General features: G+C 57.5%; 18 protein-coding genes. 17 read left to right on the forward strand and 1 reads right to left on the reverse strand.

All coding sequences use genetic code 11. The annotated features are described in order from the left end of the window. Positions 1 to 84: 84 nt before the first annotated feature. From purL to Q7U76_05305, 11 genes are all read left to right on the forward strand, one after another. Entirely contained in the window at positions 85 to 2,316 is a 2,232-nt protein-coding gene (purL, locus tag Q7U76_05255) for a phosphoribosylformylglycinamidine synthase subunit PurL (protein ID MDO8355780.1), read from the forward strand. Between the two features lie 59 nt (positions 2,317 to 2,375). Continuing rightward, positions 2,376 to 3,824: an amidophosphoribosyltransferase gene (gene purF / locus Q7U76_05260; GenBank protein ID MDO8355781.1), complete on the forward strand. Its 1,449-nt coding sequence runs from the start codon at positions 2,376 to 2,378 to the stop codon at positions 3,822 to 3,824. A 260-nt stretch (positions 3,825 to 4,084) separates the two neighbouring features. After that, positions 4,085 to 5,203, forward strand: a complete 1,119-nt coding sequence (locus Q7U76_05265; protein MDO8355782.1) for a hypothetical protein — start codon at positions 4,085 to 4,087, stop codon at positions 5,201 to 5,203. A gap of 226 nt (positions 5,204 to 5,429) precedes the next feature. Then, positions 5,430 to 5,963 carry a TlpA disulfide reductase family protein gene (locus Q7U76_05270; GenBank protein ID MDO8355783.1) on the forward strand — a complete coding sequence of 178 codons (534 nt, stop codon included), beginning with the start codon at positions 5,430 to 5,432 and terminating at the stop codon, positions 5,961 to 5,963. Between the two features lie 73 nt (positions 5,964 to 6,036). Beyond that, positions 6,037 to 6,276: a hypothetical protein gene (locus Q7U76_05275; protein MDO8355784.1), complete on the forward strand. Its 240-nt coding sequence runs from the start codon at positions 6,037 to 6,039 to the stop codon at positions 6,274 to 6,276. A 45-nt stretch (positions 6,277 to 6,321) separates the two neighbouring features. Next, complete coding sequence (locus tag Q7U76_05280; GenBank protein ID MDO8355785.1) at positions 6,322 to 6,924, forward strand: hypothetical protein; 603 nt, start codon at positions 6,322 to 6,324, stop codon at positions 6,922 to 6,924. Continuing rightward, complete coding sequence (locus Q7U76_05285; GenBank protein ID MDO8355786.1) at positions 6,921 to 7,745, forward strand: tetratricopeptide repeat protein; 825 nt, start codon at positions 6,921 to 6,923, stop codon at positions 7,743 to 7,745. The genes Q7U76_05280 and Q7U76_05285 overlap by 4 nt, the downstream gene beginning before the upstream one ends. After that, positions 7,742 to 8,179: a hypothetical protein gene (locus Q7U76_05290; protein ID MDO8355787.1), complete on the forward strand. Its 438-nt coding sequence runs from the start codon at positions 7,742 to 7,744 to the stop codon at positions 8,177 to 8,179. The genes Q7U76_05285 and Q7U76_05290 overlap by 4 nt, the downstream gene beginning before the upstream one ends. Next, on the forward strand, positions 8,176 to 9,252 hold the full coding sequence (locus tag Q7U76_05295) for a class I SAM-dependent methyltransferase (GenBank protein ID MDO8355788.1): 1,077 nt from the start codon (positions 8,176 to 8,178) through the stop codon (positions 9,250 to 9,252). The genes Q7U76_05290 and Q7U76_05295 overlap by 4 nt, the downstream gene beginning before the upstream one ends. A 465-nt stretch (positions 9,253 to 9,717) precedes the next feature. Further along, the gene (locus Q7U76_05300; protein ID MDO8355789.1) at positions 9,718 to 10,134 is read left to right on the forward strand and encodes a DUF393 domain-containing protein; all 417 of its coding nucleotides are present in this window, start codon (positions 9,718 to 9,720) and stop codon (positions 10,132 to 10,134) included. A gap of 170 nt (positions 10,135 to 10,304) precedes the next feature. Then, complete coding sequence (locus Q7U76_05305) at positions 10,305 to 11,225, forward strand: hypothetical protein (protein ID MDO8355790.1); 921 nt, start codon at positions 10,305 to 10,307, stop codon at positions 11,223 to 11,225. Positions 11,226 to 11,323: 98 nt separating this feature from the next. Here Q7U76_05305 and Q7U76_05310 read toward each other — a convergent pair whose 3' ends face one another. After that, complete coding sequence (locus Q7U76_05310) at positions 11,324 to 12,754, reverse strand: hypothetical protein (GenBank protein MDO8355791.1); 1,431 nt, start codon at positions 12,752 to 12,754, stop codon at positions 11,324 to 11,326. Positions 12,755 to 12,958: 204 nt separating this feature from the next. Between Q7U76_05310 and recG the strand changes: the two genes are divergently transcribed. The 6 genes from recG to Q7U76_05340 all read left to right on the forward strand — a co-directional run bounded on the left by recG (position 12,959) and on the right by Q7U76_05340 (position 19,183). Continuing rightward, positions 12,959 to 15,511: an ATP-dependent DNA helicase RecG gene (gene recG / locus Q7U76_05315; GenBank protein MDO8355792.1), complete on the forward strand. Its 2,553-nt coding sequence runs from the start codon at positions 12,959 to 12,961 to the stop codon at positions 15,509 to 15,511. A gap of 102 nt (positions 15,512 to 15,613) precedes the next feature. Beyond that, positions 15,614 to 15,937: a hypothetical protein gene (locus tag Q7U76_05320; protein MDO8355793.1), complete on the forward strand. Its 324-nt coding sequence runs from the start codon at positions 15,614 to 15,616 to the stop codon at positions 15,935 to 15,937. After that, positions 15,934 to 16,896, forward strand: coding sequence for a Ppx/GppA phosphatase family protein (locus Q7U76_05325; GenBank protein ID MDO8355794.1), 963 nt, complete (start codon positions 15,934 to 15,936; stop codon positions 16,894 to 16,896). The genes Q7U76_05320 and Q7U76_05325 overlap by 4 nt, the downstream gene beginning before the upstream one ends. A 181-nt stretch (positions 16,897 to 17,077) precedes the next feature. Continuing rightward, complete coding sequence (locus Q7U76_05330) at positions 17,078 to 17,698, forward strand: DUF1080 domain-containing protein (GenBank protein MDO8355795.1); 621 nt, start codon at positions 17,078 to 17,080, stop codon at positions 17,696 to 17,698. Positions 17,699 to 18,022: 324 nt separating this feature from the next. Beyond that, the gene (locus Q7U76_05335; protein ID MDO8355796.1) at positions 18,023 to 18,439 is read left to right on the forward strand and encodes a hypothetical protein; all 417 of its coding nucleotides are present in this window, start codon (positions 18,023 to 18,025) and stop codon (positions 18,437 to 18,439) included. 198 nt (positions 18,440 to 18,637) lie between these two features. Further along, positions 18,638 to 19,183 carry a DUF4136 domain-containing protein gene (locus Q7U76_05340; GenBank protein MDO8355797.1) on the forward strand — a complete coding sequence of 182 codons (546 nt, stop codon included), beginning with the start codon at positions 18,638 to 18,640 and terminating at the stop codon, positions 19,181 to 19,183. Positions 19,184 to 19,319: the final 136 nt, after the last annotated feature.

Genomic DNA, 19,319 nt, shown 5'->3' on the forward strand with positions numbered 1-19,319 from the left:
TCTACCTAACAGATGAGTAGATTCTGTCTTTGAATAAGTAACCTTAGAGTGTGAAGCCAAATTATGGGACCTGTGAGCCAGCCAATGACCAAAGACCTCATCTCGCAACATAACCTGACGGACGACGAGTATCAGAAGATTGTCGGGATTTTGGGGCGGGAGCCGAATATCACCGAGCTGGGCATGTTCTCGGTGATGTGGTCGGAGCATTGTTCCTATAAGAGTTCACGCGTGCATTTGCGGAAGCTGCCGACGACGGGGCCGCGGGTGGTTCAGGGACCGGGGGAAAATGCCGGCGCCGTGGATATCGGCGACGGGCTCTGCGCCGTGTTCAAGATGGAGTCGCACAACCATCCTTCGTTCATCGAGCCCTATCAGGGCGCGGCGACGGGGGTGGGGGGGATTCTGCGCGATATCTTTACGATGGGCGCGCGGCCGATTGCCTTGCTCGATGCGCTGCGGTTCGGTGGGTTGGACAACGCGAAGAACCGGCATTTGGTGAAGGGTGTCGTGGCGGGCATTGCCGGCTATGGCAATTGCATGGGCGTGCCGACGGTCGGAGGCGAAATCGTCTTCAACGATATCTACTCGCAGAATCCGCTCGTGAATGTGTTTTGTCTCGGCATTGCGCACAAGGACAAGATTTTTCTTGGAACGGCAGCTGGGATTGGCAATCCGGTGATCTATTTCGGCTCGAAGACGGGCCGCGACGGGATTCACGGAGCGACGATGGCGTCAGACTCCTTCGACGACCAATCAGAGCAGAAACGGCCGACGGTGCAGGTGGGCGATCCCTTTACCGAGAAGCTGTTGCTGGAAGCCTGTCTCGAATTGATGGCGGGCGATCTGTTGGTGGGTATTCAGGACATGGGGGCAGCCGGGTTGACCAGTTCGTCCTGCGAAATGGCGTCGCGTGCCGGCAATGGAATGGATCTGGACCTGACCGATGTGCCGCGGCGCGAGCCGGGCATGACGCCCTATGAATTGATGTTGTCGGAATCCCAAGAGCGCATGCTCATGGTGGCGCAGGCGGGCAAAGAAGACGAATGTATCAGGATCTGCAAGAAGTGGGATTTGGATGTGGCGGTGGTGGGGCGGGTCACGGGCGACGGCATCCTCCGCGTGAGGGATCAGGGCAAGGTCGTGGCGGAGATCCCCGCAAAGTCGCTGGCCGATGACGGGCCGCGCTACGAGCGCCCCTATTCGCCACCGGCCTATCAGGACATGCTGACGAATCTGAACTACGATGCGCTGCCCGATGTGAAGGATGCGAATGCGGCGCTGTTGTCGTTGCTGGAGTCGCCGACGATTGCGAGTAAACGCTGGGTCTATGAACAGTACGACCACATGGTGCGGACGAACACGATGATTCGTCCTGGCTCAGACGCTGCGGTGGTCAGGATCAAGGGAACGAATAAAGCTCTTGCCATGACGGTGGACTGCAATAGCCGGTATTGCCTGTTGCATCCCTACGAAGGCGCTCGCCTTGCGGTGGCTGAGGCGGCGAGGAACCTGGTCTGTTCCGGTGCGGAGCCGATCGGGCTGACGGACTGTTTGAATTTCGGGAACCCGGAACGGCCGGACATCATGTGGCAGTTTGTGTTGGCCATCGAGGGGCTGAAGGATGCCTGTGAACATTTCAAAGTACCCATCGTCAGCGGCAATGTGAGTTTCTACAATGAGACGAACGGTCTCTCAATCTATCCCACGCCGATGTTGGGGATGGTGGGTCTGATCGAGTCGGTCGAGCAGACGATGACCCAGTGGTTCAAGCAGGATGGGGATGCGATTATTCTCCTCGGCAAGACGAAGGAGGACCTGGGCGGCAGTGAGTATCTGAAAGTCCTCCATCATCGGGAACAAGGGTCGCCGCCGTTCCTCAGCCTGGAGACGGAAAAATCGCTTCACGACTTCCTGTTGAAGGTGATCCGTGAAGGAGTCGTGCAATCCGCGCATGATTGTTCGGATGGCGGGCTGTCTGTCGCATTGGCTGAATGTTGCATCTCGGCCCCGGGCGATAGGCGAGGGGCTGTGGTAAGATTGTCCCTCGATGCGTTGCGGCGGGATGCGCTGCTGTTCGGTGAGAGCCAATCACGAGTGGTGCTTTCCGTGAAGCCGGAGTTGGCCGATCAGGTTCTCAAGCTTGCAGGGGATGCGGCGGTTCCGGCGATGAAGATCGGAACGGTGGGTGGCGATCGTTTCGTTGTCGAGGCCGAGAAGGGCCAGTGGAGCGAAGGCTGCCGCATCGATCTCACGATCGATCAACTGTACGACCGATGGGCTTTTTCAATCGAACGTACGCTGAACCAGGCGTGAAACCTAGAAACATGGATATGCCGCACACCAAGAAAGAGTTTCCTGTCCTGTCGCCCGCCATGGCTGGTGATGCACATTTGAACTTGATTTCTCCCGATAAGTTTCACGATGAATGTGCCGTCTTCGGCATCTATGGCCACAAGGAAGCGGCGAACCTCACCTATCTTGGCTTGTATGCGCTGCAGCATCGCGGGCAGGAAGCCTCCGGCATCGTCGCGGGCGACGGGGAGCAGTTCCATGTGCATAAGGGCAAGGGACTCGTCGCGGATATCTATAATCCGAAGGCGCTGGATCAATTAACCGGATCGCGGGCGATCGGTCATAATCGCTACTCGACAGCTGGCGGAAACGATCTCAAAAATGTGCAGCCGCTCTCGGTGAATTTTGCGCTCGGGAATCTCGCGCTCGCCCATAACGGGAACCTCATCAATGCGCAGGTGTTGCGTCACGAGCTCGAAGCCTACGGCGCCATTTTCCAATCCACCTCGGACAGCGAAGTCATCATTCACCTGGTCGCCCATTCGCGGGCCGATACCTTGTTGGCCCGTATCATCGATGCTTTGAGCCAGGTGCGCGGAGCCTTCTCGGTTGTCATGCAGACGGACGACGCGGTGATTGCGGTGCGCGATCCCCATGGGTTCCGTCCGCTCTGTCTCGGCCGGCTGGGTGATACCTATCTCGTGGCATCGGAGACCTGTGCGTTCGATCTGCTCGGCGCTGAGCTCGTCCGTGAGATCGAGCCAGGAGAACTCGTCGTATTGGACGACAAGGGTGTCACAAGTTATCAGCCCTTTCCGCCGGTCAGTCCCGCCATGTGCGTCTTTGAATATGTGTACTTTGCCAGGCCGGACAGCAAGATTTTCGGTGCCAACGCAGTCTATGCGACGCGCAAGGCGTTGGGCAGACAGTTGGCGAAGGAATCCGCAGTCCCGGCGGATATCGTTGTGCCCGTGCCGGACTCCGGGGTGCCTGCCGCGCTTGGGTATGCCGAGGGAGCGGGGATTCAGTTTGAGCTCGGGCTGATCCGGAACCACTATGTCGGGCGTACGTTCATTGAGCCGGAGCAATCGATCCGCCACTTCGGTGTGAAGGTGAAGCTGAACGCCGTGCCGGAGGTCTTAGCGGGGAAACGGGTCGTTGTGGTCGATGACTCTCTCGTGCGGGGCACGACGAGCCGTAAGATTGTGAAGATGCTTCGCAATGCCGGGGCCAAAGAAGTGCATATGCGCATCAGTTCGCCGCCGATCATCTCCCCCTGTTTCTACGGCATCGACACGCCCACCAGGAAGGAATTGATCGCCTCCAGCCATTCCACCGAAGAGATCCGCAAATACATCACGGCCGACAGTCTCGCCTATTTGAGTCTCGATGGGATGCTGAACGCCGCCCCCGGCACACCGGGCCAATATTGCAACGCCTGCTTTACCGAGCGGTACCCCATTCCTCTGACCCGCGCTGAGGAATGGCAGTTGGGCCTCTTCGACCCTTCCCTCTCGCAGGATACGTAAACCGTCCCGCTCAAGAGCCATCCGCTCGTCCTCCACACTCTTCACGCTGTAGGGCCTTGTTGAGGCTACTGCCAGACGTTCGACTATCGAAATCCAACGAGCTCCAGATCCTGCTTCACGATCCTGACAGACAGACTCTCTCCTTTGACATTCACCGTTCGTTCTTGTGCAGGTCTTCACCTCTCTCGCTACCAAAGTAGGGGCCGTTCCCAGCTTTTAGGGATCTAGGCAGAGAGAGGGGATTGCATTACCGTGCCTGCATGTCCGCTCAGACTCCTGCAGGCCAAGGGGTCCATGGATATGGAGTGACATCACGAGTGCTGGTATTGGCCAGAGACGATAAGGAAGGTGCCACGATGATCATGACGTCGACGCTGCAGGAACTGCTGATCTCGTTCCATGGAGTGGCGGTCCGGTATCTGGCCTCTTCCCCTGCATTGCTCAGTCCCGTTGCCCTGTTCCGCCAGCACTATCGATGTGATGATGTGGCTCATAATCCGCTCACGATTCAATTCGAAGAGGTGGGAAGTCGTGGAGACGTGCCGGTCCATCTATCGCCCTCGGCACGACAACTGTTCTCCGGGACCAAGCCCGCGCTCGGTGACGCATTACGCGTTCTCTGGCACTGCACGATCGCACAAGACGGCGGGTGCCTCGTGGTGGATCTTCATGAACAGGGAGCGCTGGTGATCGATGGCGACCGGGGGACTGCGCGGGGATATTTCGTTCATCCGGAGGCGATGCATGCCGACTTACGCGCGAGCTTTTTTCATTACGCCTTGGCGGAGCTGTTGAAGAGCCGTCGCGCGCACATGCTGTATGCCGCGGCGTTGGAGTATCAGGGCTCCGGGGTCCTTATTGCCGGCCACCGGGGGTGCGGTCGAACGACCGCGATGCTCGCACTGCTTCGCGCCGGCTACCGCTATCTTTCCGACGATCATCCGTTGCTGCGGGATCATGGCTCGAATATAGAACTGCTGTCCTTCCCGATGACGATCGAGGTGACGGACTGCACGATCGGGTTCTTCCCTGAGCTCCAGCAGGCCGAGCCAGGCTTGGTGCGCCAGGGTGCCTATAAGAAGCATTTTGATGCAGTGGATCTGTATCCGGAATCAGTCGGTACGTCCTGTGCACCGGCCATGCTGCTCTTTCCTCTTGTGGCGGATATGCCCTACAGTTGTCTTGAACCGTTGTCCAAGAGCCAGGCGCTTGACGCCATTCTGCCGCAAGCCGCATTCCTGTCCGATCGGGATATTGCGCGACAGGATTTCCACCCCTTGTCGAGATTGGTGCAGCAGGCCGATTGTTATCGCCTGCACTTTGGGCAGGACGTGCTCGATCTGCCTCGACTGATTACTCCCTTGTTGGGACGGAACTGATCTGTCCGTCCTGCATGCTTCCACAATGAGCCATTGTTTTTTTCTGCCACGTCGACGTTGCCCGGCCTCCATTGCCCCTGAAAAATTCTGCATGGTAGGATAGCAGCGACGAAGAGCTGATGGCGTATAGCGTATGGCAACAGTAAAGAGTTCGATCTGAAGGCAACTCTTTACACCATCAGCTATATGCTATCGGCTATAAGCTCTTCTCGAAATGGAGGCTCTCATGAAACGAACATTGTGGGTATTGGGCGCGCTGTTGTCTCCGATCCTTGCGGCCCATCTGGTCCTTGCCGCGGGATCGTTCAAGCTCGGCGAGAAGGCGCCGTCGTTTACGTTGACAGCCGTTACGGGCGAGACCGTGGGGCTGGATAGCTATAAGGGAAAGGTTGTGGTCCTCGGGCTGTTTCATATCTGTGACCCCTGCATGATGCAGGGCACGACGCTGCAAAAAGTGTCAGAGGTCATGAAAGGCAAAGAGGTTGCAGTACTGGGTGTCAATTCGTCTGGCGACTCCAAGAAGAGTGTCGGCGAGTTTCTGTCCGCCTTTCCGGTGAAAGTCACCTATCCCTATCTGCTCGATCCGAGCAAGGTGACGGATAAATTGTACGGCGGTGGGAAGTTTATTCCCAACGTGTATGTGATCGATCAACAGGGCGTGATCCGGTGGCAGCGTGTCGGTAATATGGATCTGGCCGGAGATGCGGTGATTGTGGCGGAAGTCGAAAAGTTGTTGGCGGCTGGAAGCAATAAGATGTAAGAAGCAGGAAGACGGGGACTCTCCCTGCTTAGCGGCGAACCGACTTCCGTGAGGGAGAGGAAAGAAGAAGACGATGGATGAGATGGAAGTGGGCAAGCAGAAGTTTTTGGAGCTGGTGAAGGGGGCCGATGCCGCCGTGCAGGTTGTGATTCCTGTGACGCCTTCAAATAGTATGTTTCTGATCTCCCTCACGAAGGGGCCGAATCGGAAATTCATTACGATTTCTGAAGACGACATTATCGATCTGCCGAACGAAGCCAGCATCCTGACGAAAGTCACGAAAGTCGTGAAAGATGCCGTCGCCGCATTGTGAGTCTGTTCGTGCTATCAACGATCAGTCATCGATTGTTATCCTACTATGAAAAACATTCTTCCCGGTATCTGGCAATGGTCCTGGTTCTCTGAGGAGAAGCAGATCGATTTCAACGGGCTCTTTTTGACCGTCGGGGAACATAAGATTCTCGTCGACCCTCCTCCGATGACCGGGGACGCGAGTGCCGTGATCCTTCGAAACGGACCTGTCGATTACATCATCGTCACGAATCGCGATCACGTGCGCGAAGCGGTGAAGTATCAGGATGAGTTTCGCTGTCAGCTGCATGTGCCGGAGGTGGACGCGCCGCTGATGGATCTGAAGCCGTCGAAGACGTTCAAAGATGGGGAATTGCTCATCGGCGGGATCTGGGTGATCCAGCTCAAAGACCAGAAGTCTCCCGGCGAGTCGGCCCTGTTCATTCAGCAGCGAAAAGGTGTGCTGATTGTCGGCGATGCCCTGATCGGAAAACCCGCCGGCTCCGTCAGTATGCTCCCCGCTGAAAAATATGCCGACATGGCGAAAGCTCAGGAGGGACTCCGTCGCCTCCTCAAGTACAACTTCGATAGTCTGCTCGTCGGCGACGGGACCTCGATTCTCACCGACGCCAAGCCGGCGGTCGAACGATTGCTCCAGCCCGCATCATGACGCTACGGAACGGACTTTCCGAAGAACTCAATCGCCAGGGCAACGAGCATTTCTCGCGCGGTCTCTATACCGATGCCTATACCTGTTATGCCAAGGCGTTAGAATGCGACCGGCTGACCGGCAACCAACGGGCGTTGGCATCCACGTTGGGCAATCTCGGAAACATTTGTGCGGTCAGCGGGCGTCGAGAGTCGGCGCAGAGCTACTACCAAGAGGTGCTGGAGCTGCAGAAGATTCTGGGGGATGAGAAGGGGATCGGGACGACGCTGGGCAACTTGGGAAATCTGAGAGCCGATGCGGGCGAATGGGATCGTGCCAAGGCCTATTACCTCGAAGCGTTGGATCTCATGAGTAAGGTCCACGATGAGGCGGGCAAGGCGGTATTATTTTCGGATCTTGGCTTGGTCGCCCGCGAGACCAAAGAGTTCGACCAGGCGATCGGATACTACGAGCAGTCGCTGGTCCTGATGCGGCGGTTGGCGAATCAGGGTGGCGTGGCCGATGCCTGGCGCATGATCGGGCGAACGTTTTTGATGCAGCAACGGTACGACGATGCCATTGCCTGCTGCCAGACCAGCCAGTCCATTGCCGAGCGTTCGCGCGACGAGTTGCGGACCGGCGGGGCCCGGTATCTGTTGGCACAATGTTATGAAGAAACCGGCAAGTTGCGAGAGGCGGCAGATCTTCTTGAACTGGTGGTGCGGATGGATCGCAAGTACCAGCTGCCGAAACTCGAAGAGAATATTCAACGGTTGGCGGCCCTGCGTGCCAGTCTTGCCGGGCAGGACGGTCCACCACCCCATCGAAAGGCGCGCGCATGAGTACTGGAGCCCCGACAGCCTGGACGGCATTTAAGGCCTCGCTGGCCCCTGTGTTTCCGCGGTTAATCGAGTTGGAGCCGGGCGGTCCGATGGCGATGGAACTTGGTCACGATGGATGGCTGTTGGAGCTGACGCCGGACGGGAAGCTTCTCTGCCAGTATGGGATGGCGTTAGACGATGTGATGACGCTGCTCTCCGATGGGACGCCGGAGGATCTTGGCACCGACGAGATCGCCAAGCAGGCCAAGTATTATATCCAGCCGGCCGTCGCAAAGTACCGTGCGATTCTGTTGCAGTCGGGGTTCTCCGAACGGACGGAGATGAACGACAACTATGTGGCGGCCTGCTTTGAACGAAGTGTGGACATGACCAATCCTCTGGCCGCGCAGGACTTGATGCGTTGGTGTGTGAGGACGATCGGCGTGGAGCGGTGAGCCGGCAGATCGCGACGTTCGATGATTTGCGCGATGCCATTACGGCCTACCGGTTACCGCGAGTTCTGATCGCCGCCCTTGAACTGAATCTCTGTACGACCGTCAGTACCAAGACCTGGACGATTCCCGCTCTCGCTCGCGAGATGCAGGTCAGTGAGCGGGGGTTGTCCATCCTCTGCCGGAATCTCGCGATGGCCGGCCTGCTGAAGAAGAAAGGCGAAACCTACCGGAACAGCCGATTGGGCGCCACGGCCTTGAACGCAGCGCATCCCGCCTATCGAGGAGACTATCTCCGGCTCATGACAAGCCATTGGGCCGATTGGGGCCGTCTGTTGGAATCGGTACAGAGCGGACTGCCGCTCGATCACGATGAACCGGATGAGCCGGACTATCGTCGCCGGTTCACGTGGGCCATGCATCACCGGACCTTGGAGACGGCGCCACAGATTGCCGCCCAACTCAACCTGCGTGGGGCGCGGACGCTGCTCGATCTTGGCGGCGGTCCCGGTACCTATGCCATGGCTTTCCTCGCAAAGAATCCGCAACTTCGTGCCACGGTCTGCGACCGTCCCGCAGCCCTCGACGTGGCGAAGGAGATTGCCGCGACTCACAAGGCGGGCTCCCGACTCTCTTGTCTCCCTTTGGACCTGCAGACGGACCGCATCCCCGGCACCTACGATGTCATCTGGTATTCGAACGTCCTCCACATCTATTCACCGCAAGACAATCGGGCGGTATTTCAGCGGGCGTTGGCCGCCTTGAACCCTGGGGGCCGCTTGCTGATTCAGGATGCTTTTCTCCATGACCGGGAAGGACTGCATCCCGATGAGTCGAGTCTCTTTGCGGTCTCGATGTTGTTGTTCACTGAGCGAGGCAATACCTATGCGGCAGCCGAAACAAAGGCCTGGTTGACGGATGCGGGATTTACGCGGATCAAGACTGTGCGGATGAAGAAGGGGACGGAGGACTGGGAGGATGGGATCCTGGAAGCACGGTCTCCTGGAACGCCTGTAAAAACGCGCGTCCGCCGAACACAATCAGCGAACAGTTCGCGGCCCCGCTCATCACACTGAAGAACAACAGGGTGCCAATTTCGGCCTGTCCTCCCAAGATGCTTGTGACCGTGGCAAGATCCAAGGCCAATCCCACCGTTCCATAGATGACGCAGGCCATGGCGGTCCAGGTCCATCCAATCCAGACGAGTCCTGCGAGGGCGAGAGGACAGACAACCAGATAGAGCATCCATGCGATTCGGCCTGCCGGAGTCGCAGCGGGTGTGAGCTGGGTGGTCTGGGCTCCAATGAGGCAGAGTCCTGCGAGTAGGCCGATGATCGTCCAGGTATGGCGCATAAAGAGATGATACCTGCGGTTTGCTCCATACAGCAACAGGACTCCGTCATTCTGGCGAGAGACAAGGGGCTAGAGGCTAGGGGCGAAGACTTTACGCCGAAAGCATGGCGCTTCCCGCTCGCCACTTGCCGGAACAGTTGCACAATTTCGCGCCGAACCGTTGAGTGAGCGACCGTGGGGGAGAGACGATGGCCGATCCATCTGATAATGCCCCGCAAGTCTGTCTGTTGATCTACGACGGAGAATGCCGCCTCTGCGTCACAGCCAAGAAGGGGCTCGAACGGCTGGAGACGCAGGTAGATGCCACCACGATCAGGATGGTTCCGTATCAGAGCGAAGAGGCCAAGCAGGCCTTGGGGGCGGTCTATCGGCCTGGTCGCCCCGACGTCGCTTTCCTGATTCGCTCGAATGGGGAGATTGCCAGTGGGCTCGATGCCTTTCTGGCCCTCCTGCCGGGCCTCAAGGGCGGGCGCATTCTGTCAGGTCTCTTCAGTATCCCGCTGGTCAAGCCCATCGGCTATCTCTTGTATTGGTGTGTGGCCCGGTGCCGGTACGCGGTCTTTGGCAAGGTTTCTCTGGCCGAGGGCGCGGGAAAACCTCGTTAATCGGCTAAAGAACCCCCGTATCACGGTCGCATTCCTCCTCGCATTTTCCCTAATCCAGTGCGGTAAGCCTGCCCGTCTCCCCCCTTTCGGAGGGGGTTCCTCCCACAGTGGGGAATTTACCCCGAAAGCTGTCAATGCGAGACTCCAGCACAAGCAAGGGGGACCAGCACATGACGATGATGCAGTGGCTATCTCAGACGATAGACGAAATGAGCGAATGGTTCAGGCCGATCTGGCGTGAGTTAGCCCCGGTCTATCAGAGGCGGCAGATCGGCGGGCGGAGGAGGAAGGTCTTGTGCGTCGCGTTGGCCGTCGTGGCCAGTTTCAGCTCCGGCGTTCCAGCCACCGCCTGGTCCGCAGATGTGCCGTCTCTCGTTCCTGCGAAAGTTAGAAAAGTCGTGGCAGCTGGGGTTGGCTATGAGAATGCCGAGACCTCCTCGATTACCGTGAAAACCTACGATGCTGAGACTGGTACGGTGTTGACCGAGGACACCTATGAACTGAACGTGCGAGAGGATGCCACGTCAGCAGCCGGTCAACCGCGTGAGCGGATTTTTGCGGGAGGAGTCGGCCCGGGAGCAGACGGACTCTCAACCTTTTCCCTTCGCGTCTATGACGCGGCCACAGGCAAGTTTCTCTGGGAAGGTCTCCTCAATCTCAATGTCAGCAATCAGGAGTCGGATTTCACGCACCGGGTCGTGGCTCATCTTGCGCCACAAGCGATGGTGACTCAGGTCCGAAGCCGGGGCGCGATCGACGGTCAACCCCAGTTCTTCCTTCGTGCGGTCGATTCGGTAAGCGGACAACTGGTATGGACCGATCATTTCTCAGCGGGCTCTGGTACGCTCGCTCGCGCAGAACGTATCGGCAGGGCGGTCGTCGGCCAGACGGAAGGGTTCTCGGCTCCTTCTCAACAGATCGAGTTTCGCATCAGGATGTTCGATGATGGGAGCCGGAAGCTGTTGTGGGAAGATACGATCGAGCCGAGCGAGGAGGAGACTGAAGTCGCAGTCGGGCAGGATGATGCCGCTGAGATCCTGCCCGCTTGGCATAGTGCAGAACCCAAGGATGTGATCGAGGAAACGATCTAGAGAGGAAGGAGTGGGTTCAATCTATCGAAAGCCAGACCTCTGAAGCGACAATTGTTTTGCTCTTCATCGTGCATCGCTCATCGCTCACCGTTTCCCCGCTAGCTCTTTTTCACCTGCACCTGTAACTGATCGAGCCACCGAGACTGGAATTGCTCATACGACAGCGATAACTGCGATTGCATGGCGGCAGAGAGCGCCTGCCGGGCTTTGAGATGTGAGAGCAGGCCGTGCACTTGGTGCATGCCGAAGCGGTCGATCAGATAACGAACGGCCGAGTTGGCTTCCTGATAGGCGAGGGCTGCGGTTTCAGGGGGCAATTCGCCCCATGCCCCTTCTAAGGCAGGCAGAGGAAGCAGCGTGTAGTCCTGCTTCATCATCCGGTCGAGGTCCGACCAGCGATCCTCGGACAACTCCATCGCTAACCCTTCATTCAGCCAGGTCGGGAAGGCGCTACTGGCTGGGCCCTGTTGGTCGTGCAGTAGCGCATGGACGAATTCGTGCCGCAGCACCTGCCTGAGCCAGGCACGGTTTACCAGGGTGCCTTGCACAGGGACTTGGATGCGTCCGAGCACAGGGTCGAAGAGTCCATCGGCCCAGGCCGGACTGCCGGTTTCCGATTGGAACGTGGAGTTGGCTTGGAGGACGACGACGATGGGTTTTGACGGGAAATGTCCGAATCGTTGGCCGATCTCCCGATAGGCCTCCTCCAGAATCTCCAGCACGGCGACCCAGGTTGCCTGATCGGCTTCCCCGTCGAATTTGACGGTAAAGTGGGTGCTGTCCCGGCTGGTGAGCCGCGCATCGCTCTTCTCGGTTCGGCGGACCTTGGCCGTGACGGTTTTCAGATAGGATTGCACGGCGGGATCTTTGCCCGCGCGGGCTGTGGCCAGGTCGAGGTGGCGGGCGGCTTCACCGAGTCGGTCCCGTTCCTGAAAGAGCTCGGCCAATGCCAGATGGGGGAACGCTTCGTTCGGAGCCAGGGCCACCAGCTTTTCCAAAAAGCTCTGCGTCATGGCCGGATCACGGAGCTCCCAGTAGGCATGGGCCAGGTTGAGATGAATGGTCGGGCTTTTACTGTCCAGCGACGAGGCCTTTTTGAATGCATAGACCGAGGCAGAGGTCCCTCCGGCCTTTTCGAGTTGGATGCCGAGATTGTTCCACAGCACCGCGACATAGGGACGGGTCTTTTCGTCCGATGATAGGCCGGGCGGCAGATCGGTCAGTTTGGTTTCTGCGATTTTGACGTTTCCTTTTTCGATTTCGTCGCGAATCGTTTCTAAGAGTTCATGATGCGTCGTGTCCGGGACCACCGAGGGATCGATCAGGCGAATCTGTTTCGGTTCCGGCTCTGCGGGACCTGTATATTGTGGTTCTGGTGGCGCCTCCTTTGCGCTTTCCACGACAGTCTCGGGCTGGCTTGGCGGCGGCGTCAGGAGGTAGGTCGGTTTGAACCAGGCTTGATAGACGATGAACAGCCCCAGGAGGCAGGCGATGGGATACAAAATGTGGCCAATATTACGGCGGTACATAGAAGACCTCTGTGGATGAGCTCCAATGTAGCACCCTAGGGAAGGGAGGCAAAGAAATGTCGCCAAATTGTACGGGAGACAGGGGGGTAGGCTGAAGGCTGAAGTGTTCGGAAGGTCTGACCTAGAGCTTCGAGTCGCGCCGCTCCCGTAAGTCTCGCACCACGACCTTCGGGCTGTCGTGGTCGTTGAGGCGGGGAAGAGGCTGTGTTACGATTCGCCATTGTGATACGGCGCTCTTCCGAGCCCACACCCCCTGAACAGTTTCAGCAATGGCTGGACCGAGTCGCGCGTCCGATCGAATTCGCGACTCGCGATGCCTTTGCACATCTCCCCACCGTTAAGAATCTGAATCATTTTGTCTCATCACAGGTCATGCAGGCCCTATCCGATCGCGTCTATCCTCGGGCGATTGAAGCCTCGTTGCTTCAGCTCAGGAGGTTGTTTCAAGATGACCAGCAGCGGTTCCCGGCAGAGGAGCAGCAGCGCCGACTGCAGGACGCTATGGCCATCCTCGGGACGTTGCGCAAGGCAGCCTGCGATCCGGCCAGAGCATGGGGCGAACCGGAACCCGTGGTGATGCGTGAGCCTGTGATGAATGACATTCCCTCTCGACCATGGTGGGAACAGCCTATTCGTTTCGTGAAGGGAGTCGGCCCGAAGCGCACCGCATTGCTCCAACGATTCAGGATCGACACGATTGAGGATGCCTTCTGGACGTTACCGTGGCGGTATGAAGATCGCTCGGTCATGACCCCGATCGGAGAACTGGTGCCTGGGGCGGAGGCCTCGATCTGCGGCACGATTATCCGAAGCGAGGCCAAGAAGGCCCGCAGTCGCCGCCTCTCCATCCTCGACATTGTGGTAGAGGATGCCACCGGGCGGCTTCAGGTAGTGTTCTTCAATCAGCCGTTCCTCGAACCGGTCTTCACCGTTGGGACGAGCGTCATGCTGACCGGGCGGGTGATAGCCGGCGCGCAGGGGTTTGTGGCGATGAAGATGGAGGTCTCGCAATACGAAGTGGTGGGCGCGGAATCCGAAGCGCCGCTGCATGTGGGCCGGATCGTTCCGATATACCACGAAACCAAAGGCTGGACCTCCCGGCAGATGCGGGTGCTCATGAAAAGCCTGCTGGACGCCCATGCCGCCGAGGCACAAGAGGTGCTGCCGGTCTCGCTCCGTGCTCGCTATCGATTGCCTCCCATTCAGCAAGCCATCCAGGATGTGCATTTCCCTCAGCCAGGGACTGATGGGGGCCAGCTCGATCGAGGGCTTACGCCGGCGCATCGGCGTTTAGCGTTCGAAGAACTGTTCGTGCTCCAACTTGCGTTAGCCTCGCGGCAACGAGTCATGAAGGAAGAGGTGAAGCAGGTCTCGTTCAATCCGAAAACGCCGCTTCTGGGGAAGCTGGATCGGGCGCTGCCCTTTCAGTTAACCGCAGCGCAAGAGCGGGTGAATCGCGAGATCCTGTCGGACATGACGTCGAGCAAACCGATGAACCGTCTGGTGCAGGGCGATGTCGGGTCCGGTAAAACCATCGTGGCGGTGCAGGCGATGGTGCTGGCCTGCGGGTCGGGCTATCAGGCTGCCTTGATGGCCCCAACGGAAATTCTCGCCGAACAACATTATCGGACGATGAAGGGATTCCTGGAACCGCTCGGACTGTCCGTGGTGCTGGTGAGTGGCGGGGGGCGTGCGGCGGCGCGTAAAGCCGTGCGTGAGCAGGTGGCCTCCGGGACCGCGCAGGTCGTGATCGGGACCCATGCGGTCATTCAGCAAGGCGTCACCTTCGCGAAGCTTGGACTGGTGGTGGTGGATGAGCAACATCGATTCGGCGTGCTCCAACGGAAGACGCTCATGGAAAAGGGCTATAAGCCCGATGTGCTGGTGCTGACTGCGACGCCGATTCCACGTACGCTGGCCATGACGGTCTATGGAGACCTGGATGTTTCGGTGATCGACCAGATGCCGCCGGGGCGCAAGCCGGTTCGGACGTTTCTGTTGAGCGACAGTCAGAAGGGGCGGGCCTATCAGATTCTTCGGGATGAACTACGGAGCGGCCGTCAGGCCTATGTGGTCTATCCGCTCATCGAAGAATCGGAGAAGACCGATCTGCAGGCGGCCATGCAAGGAGCCGAGCAACTGCAAGCGAATGAGTTAGCCGAGTTTCGCGTCGGGCTGTTGCACGGACGAATGAAGTCGGACGAGAAAGAACAGATCATGGCCTCGTATAAGAAGGGGGAGATCCAGGTCCTGGTCGCGACGACGGTGGTGGAGGTCGGAGTCGATGTGCCCAATGCCACGGTCATGATGATCGAACATGCCGAGCGGTTTGGGCTGGCGCAGTTGCACCAATTGCGCGGACGGGTCGGGCGAAGCGCACACCAATCTTATTGTCTGCTGATGGCCTCGGGCGGGGTGCTGTTTCGATCCAAGAAGCCCAAGGAGGCAGGCGAACCGCCGTCAGTGGCCAAGGAGCGGTTGGACGCGCTGGTGCGATCGACCGATGGATTTGTGATTGCCGAAGAGGATCTTCGCATCCGCGGGCCTGGGGAGTTTTTTGGACTCAGGCAATGGGGCATGCCGGAGTTTCGCGCTGCGAACCTGGTGCGGGATGTCGAGCTGCTTCAGCAGGCGCGGCAGGAAGCCTTTGCCCTGCTGAAGCAAGACCCACAGCTTAAGGCTGTGACGCATCGTGCCTTGCGAGAGACCATGTTGCGGCGATGGGAAACGAAGTTGGATTTGGGGTCGGTGAGTTAATAAATCATAGGCGAGAGGCACGAGGCTAGAGGCAAGGGGTGGGAAGCGATTCTCCTCCAAGCCCCTTGCCCTTTGCCTCTAGCCCCTAGCCAGAGGTGTTACGTGGGCTTACTACAGCGGTTGAAACATGATTTGAAGGCGGGAGTCGCGACGTTGCGTCTTGGCACGGCGCAGGTGGCGAACCGCGCGTTGGAAGAAACGGAGTTACTGCGTATCCGGCTCGAAATACGCAAGCTCGATCAGAAATTAGCCGAACTCCATCGGGATGTCGGTGAACGAGCAGTGAACCTTCGCGAGGGAGGCGAGCCGGTTGAGCGGGTCCTGTACGACGCGGAAATCGGCCGACTTGTCAAAGAGATCCAGGAGCTCAAAGAGACCCGCGGGAAGTTTGAGTCGGAGATGACGGAAGTTCGGATCGACGTATGAAGGATTCGCCAAATACGATGCGTCTCGCTGGCCTGGATATCGGTACGCTCACCTGCCGTCTGCTCATTGCCGATTTGCTTCCCGATAAGGGGTTGAAGGAAGTCCGATCCGAGCGACGTATTCTGCGGCTGGGTGAAGGCGTCGATCAGACCAAGCGACTGAACATTATGGCGATGGATCGGGTGATCCAGTGTCTGAGGGAATGGCGGGAGCTGATCGAGGCTTCTCATGTCGATGCTGTGGCGGTCGTCGCGACGAGCGCCGTGCGCGATGCAGCCAATCGTGACGAGTTTCTCGATCGCGTAAAACGTGAGGTAGGTTTCGACGTCGAGATCATCACAGGCGACGAAGAAGCTCGGCGGACAATGCTGGGCATTCGCTCCGGCTTGCCCGATGGCGTGACCGACGTCCTGGCCCTCGACATCGGCGGAGGCAGCACCGAGTTTATTTTAGACAGGCCAGGCCAAAAGCCGGTCGTGCGCTCGATCGATATCGGGGTCGTGCGTCTCTGCGAGAGGATCTTGCGTCACGACCCTCCGACTGCCGATGAAGTGCAACAGGCGCGCGAATGGGTCGCAAGAGAAACAAAAGCAGCAGTCGCCGGCATGGATGGTTATCGGACAGCCACCTTCGTCGGTACGGCGGGGACCATCACCAGCCTAGCCGCCATGGCCCAGAAACTTTCCACCTACGAGCCAGCCAGAATTCATAACTATCAGTTACAGCTCAGCACGATCCAAGAAACCGAACAGACACTCCTCAGCCGCAATAAAGCCGACCGAGCAGGTCTGCCAGGCTTAGAAAAGGGCCGCGAAGAAGTCATCGCCGCCGGCGCGATCATCATCCGGACGATCATGGAGACGCTCGGGATGCCGGCGGTGCTGGTCAGCGATCTGGGCTTGCGCGAAGGGGTACTGATCGATCTGGTTAGGCGAATACGGATGACCGTGAGGACCTAATAGGATCGGACTGTAAGGAATATATGATCGCAAGACGTGACACTCAATTGATATTTTGCCATGCATCTGCTTGAAAGCGGCTCTGACATTCGAACAGTTGAGGAGTTATTGGACAGGTTGAGACTGAGTGAGTGAAGGAGGCGCGGTGAGTCTTCTCAGTCGTTTGGCACGCAGATTAGCCGTGAGCCTGGCCGTTGCTGTTCTGATATCCGGGTGTGCCGATATACCGCGAACTTCATGGAGGCCCCTTTTCAACGGACGGGATCTTGCCGGGTGGGAACATGTAGGCTCAGGTCAGTTCGTTGTTCAAGACGGCTCGCTCAAGACGGAAGGTGGCATGGGGCTGCTGTGGTACACCCGCGAGACGTTCGGCAACATGGTGATTCGAGTTATCTACCGAAATCCAGGGGGCGTCAACTCCGGGGTATTCATTCGAGTCCCGGAGAAACCGTCCGAGCCGTGGATGCCTGTCAACCGCGGCTATGAAGTCCAGATCGATGACCGGGCCGATGAGTACCATACGACCGGCGTGCTCTATTCTCTGACTCGAGCGACTGCCAGACCGGCTCATGCTGACGAATGGAACATGATGGAGATCACGCTCGATAACGGTTGCACCACTGTAGCGATCAACGGCGTACAGGTGACTGATTATCGGGAAGGTCAGCCTGTGCCCCCTAAGAAGGAGGATTGGGAGCCCGATCGTGGCCCTAGGCCGCTGGCCGGGTACATCGGTCTTCAGAACCACAGCAATGAAGATATCGTGTTCTTCAGGGAAGTCAGCGTTCGGACGCTGCGGTAGCCTTCAAGCTCGCGAAATAGCGTTTGCACCAGCTGCGAATGGAACCAAAGGGGTCTGACTCCTTAAGCTCGGCCTGGTCTCGAAAAAGGCCGTTAAGAAGTCATCGCTGCTGGCGCGATCATCATTCGGACGATCATGGAGACATTGGGAATGCCGAGCGTGTTAGTCAGCGATCTGGGATTGCGGGAAGGGGTGCTTATCGACCTAGCAACGCGGACACGATGACTGAGAAGTCTTCGAAGGACCGGACGCTAGAAGTGTTCGGTTGCAAGACTTGACCCTCAACCCAAGACTTGATCTTTAATCGGTTTACGAGAGGGTTACATGGATTACGTTGGTTATTTTGCGTCCGCAGCATTAGGCGTCATCGGGTATGTTGGAGCGCAGTTTGCCGTAAAACCCATTTCAGAACTTAGAACGACTAGAGAGGCGATTGCCAAGTCACTTGTGCTCTTCGCGAATGCAGACACGGTGGTGAATGTTACGGGCTCCGATGATGCTCGGGCTCGGGAGGCGAGGGCGAAATATCGTGAACTGGCCAGTACGCTGATAGCACAAGCTAACTCAATACCCTTCTATGGCGTCTGGTCGTGTCTGCGCATTACTCCTACGTTTAAGGACATCGAAAAGGCACGGGCGAACCTAATTGGCTTGTCCAACGCAGTGGGAGTTCAAGGACAGAGCCTCGACAACAGTAGGCGACAGCAGAACATTGAACAGGCTCTGAGACTTAGAGCCTGAACTGCTCTATTGGAAAAGTAGGGTTAGCTCATTTTGCTTTAAAGAAGGAACCATTCACTGGATTGTCAGGAAAACTCAGGGGGGATCATCTATCTAATTGGATACCTCGACTAACGAAACGCGTGAATATGCTCGATAAACGACTATGGGGCGAATGGTTGTCGAAGCCTTTTTAATGTTTCAAGGGGGAGGCACTGGATGCGGACGGAACCTTCGCGACTGGCATCATTCATTGTTGTTGGCTCTTTGCTTGCTGGCTGTGCTGCGCTTACTGGTAGAGTAAGCACTTTGTCGCATATGGAGCCTCCACATAATCCTCTGTTCAAAGTTATCTCTCCAGATTCCATAAGCCTAACCGAACGCATTATCAGAGAGCATATTGAAAAGAAAATGGCAGAGCATGGGTATCGAAAGGCTTCCCCCGAAGAGGTTCCGAATGTTGCCGTTATCTACAAATACTCAGTTGGTTCTGGCATAGCCAGCGTTAGTAGCAGCCCAGACTTTGTTTGGGGAGGTCAAAGGGTAGAATCTTCTTCTGAGTATGCCCGGTTTTTCGAGATCGTCTTGGTAGATCTTGAGAAATCCCAGGCTCCTGAAGCCATCAGAACTATTTGGCAGGGGGAGGTATATAGTTCAGGTTCATCAACAAACATTTCCAGACTGGCTCCACACTTTATTGATGTCCTTTTTGAGAACTACGGGGCGACTGTCACAAATAGACGATTCACCCAATTTATCGACTGATTGTGCGGCGGCATTCAGGGTCAGGTCTTGTAATCATACATCTCGTCTTCCGATCGAACGACTCCTTTCCGTGCTCTCCCCGTTACTCTTCAAGTAGGCTAACCAGGCATTCCTTCACTGTGCGCATCCAGCTCGG

Source organism: Nitrospirota bacterium (assembly GCA_030645475.1).
Lineage (GTDB): Bacteria > Nitrospirota > Nitrospiria > Nitrospirales > Nitrospiraceae > Palsa-1315.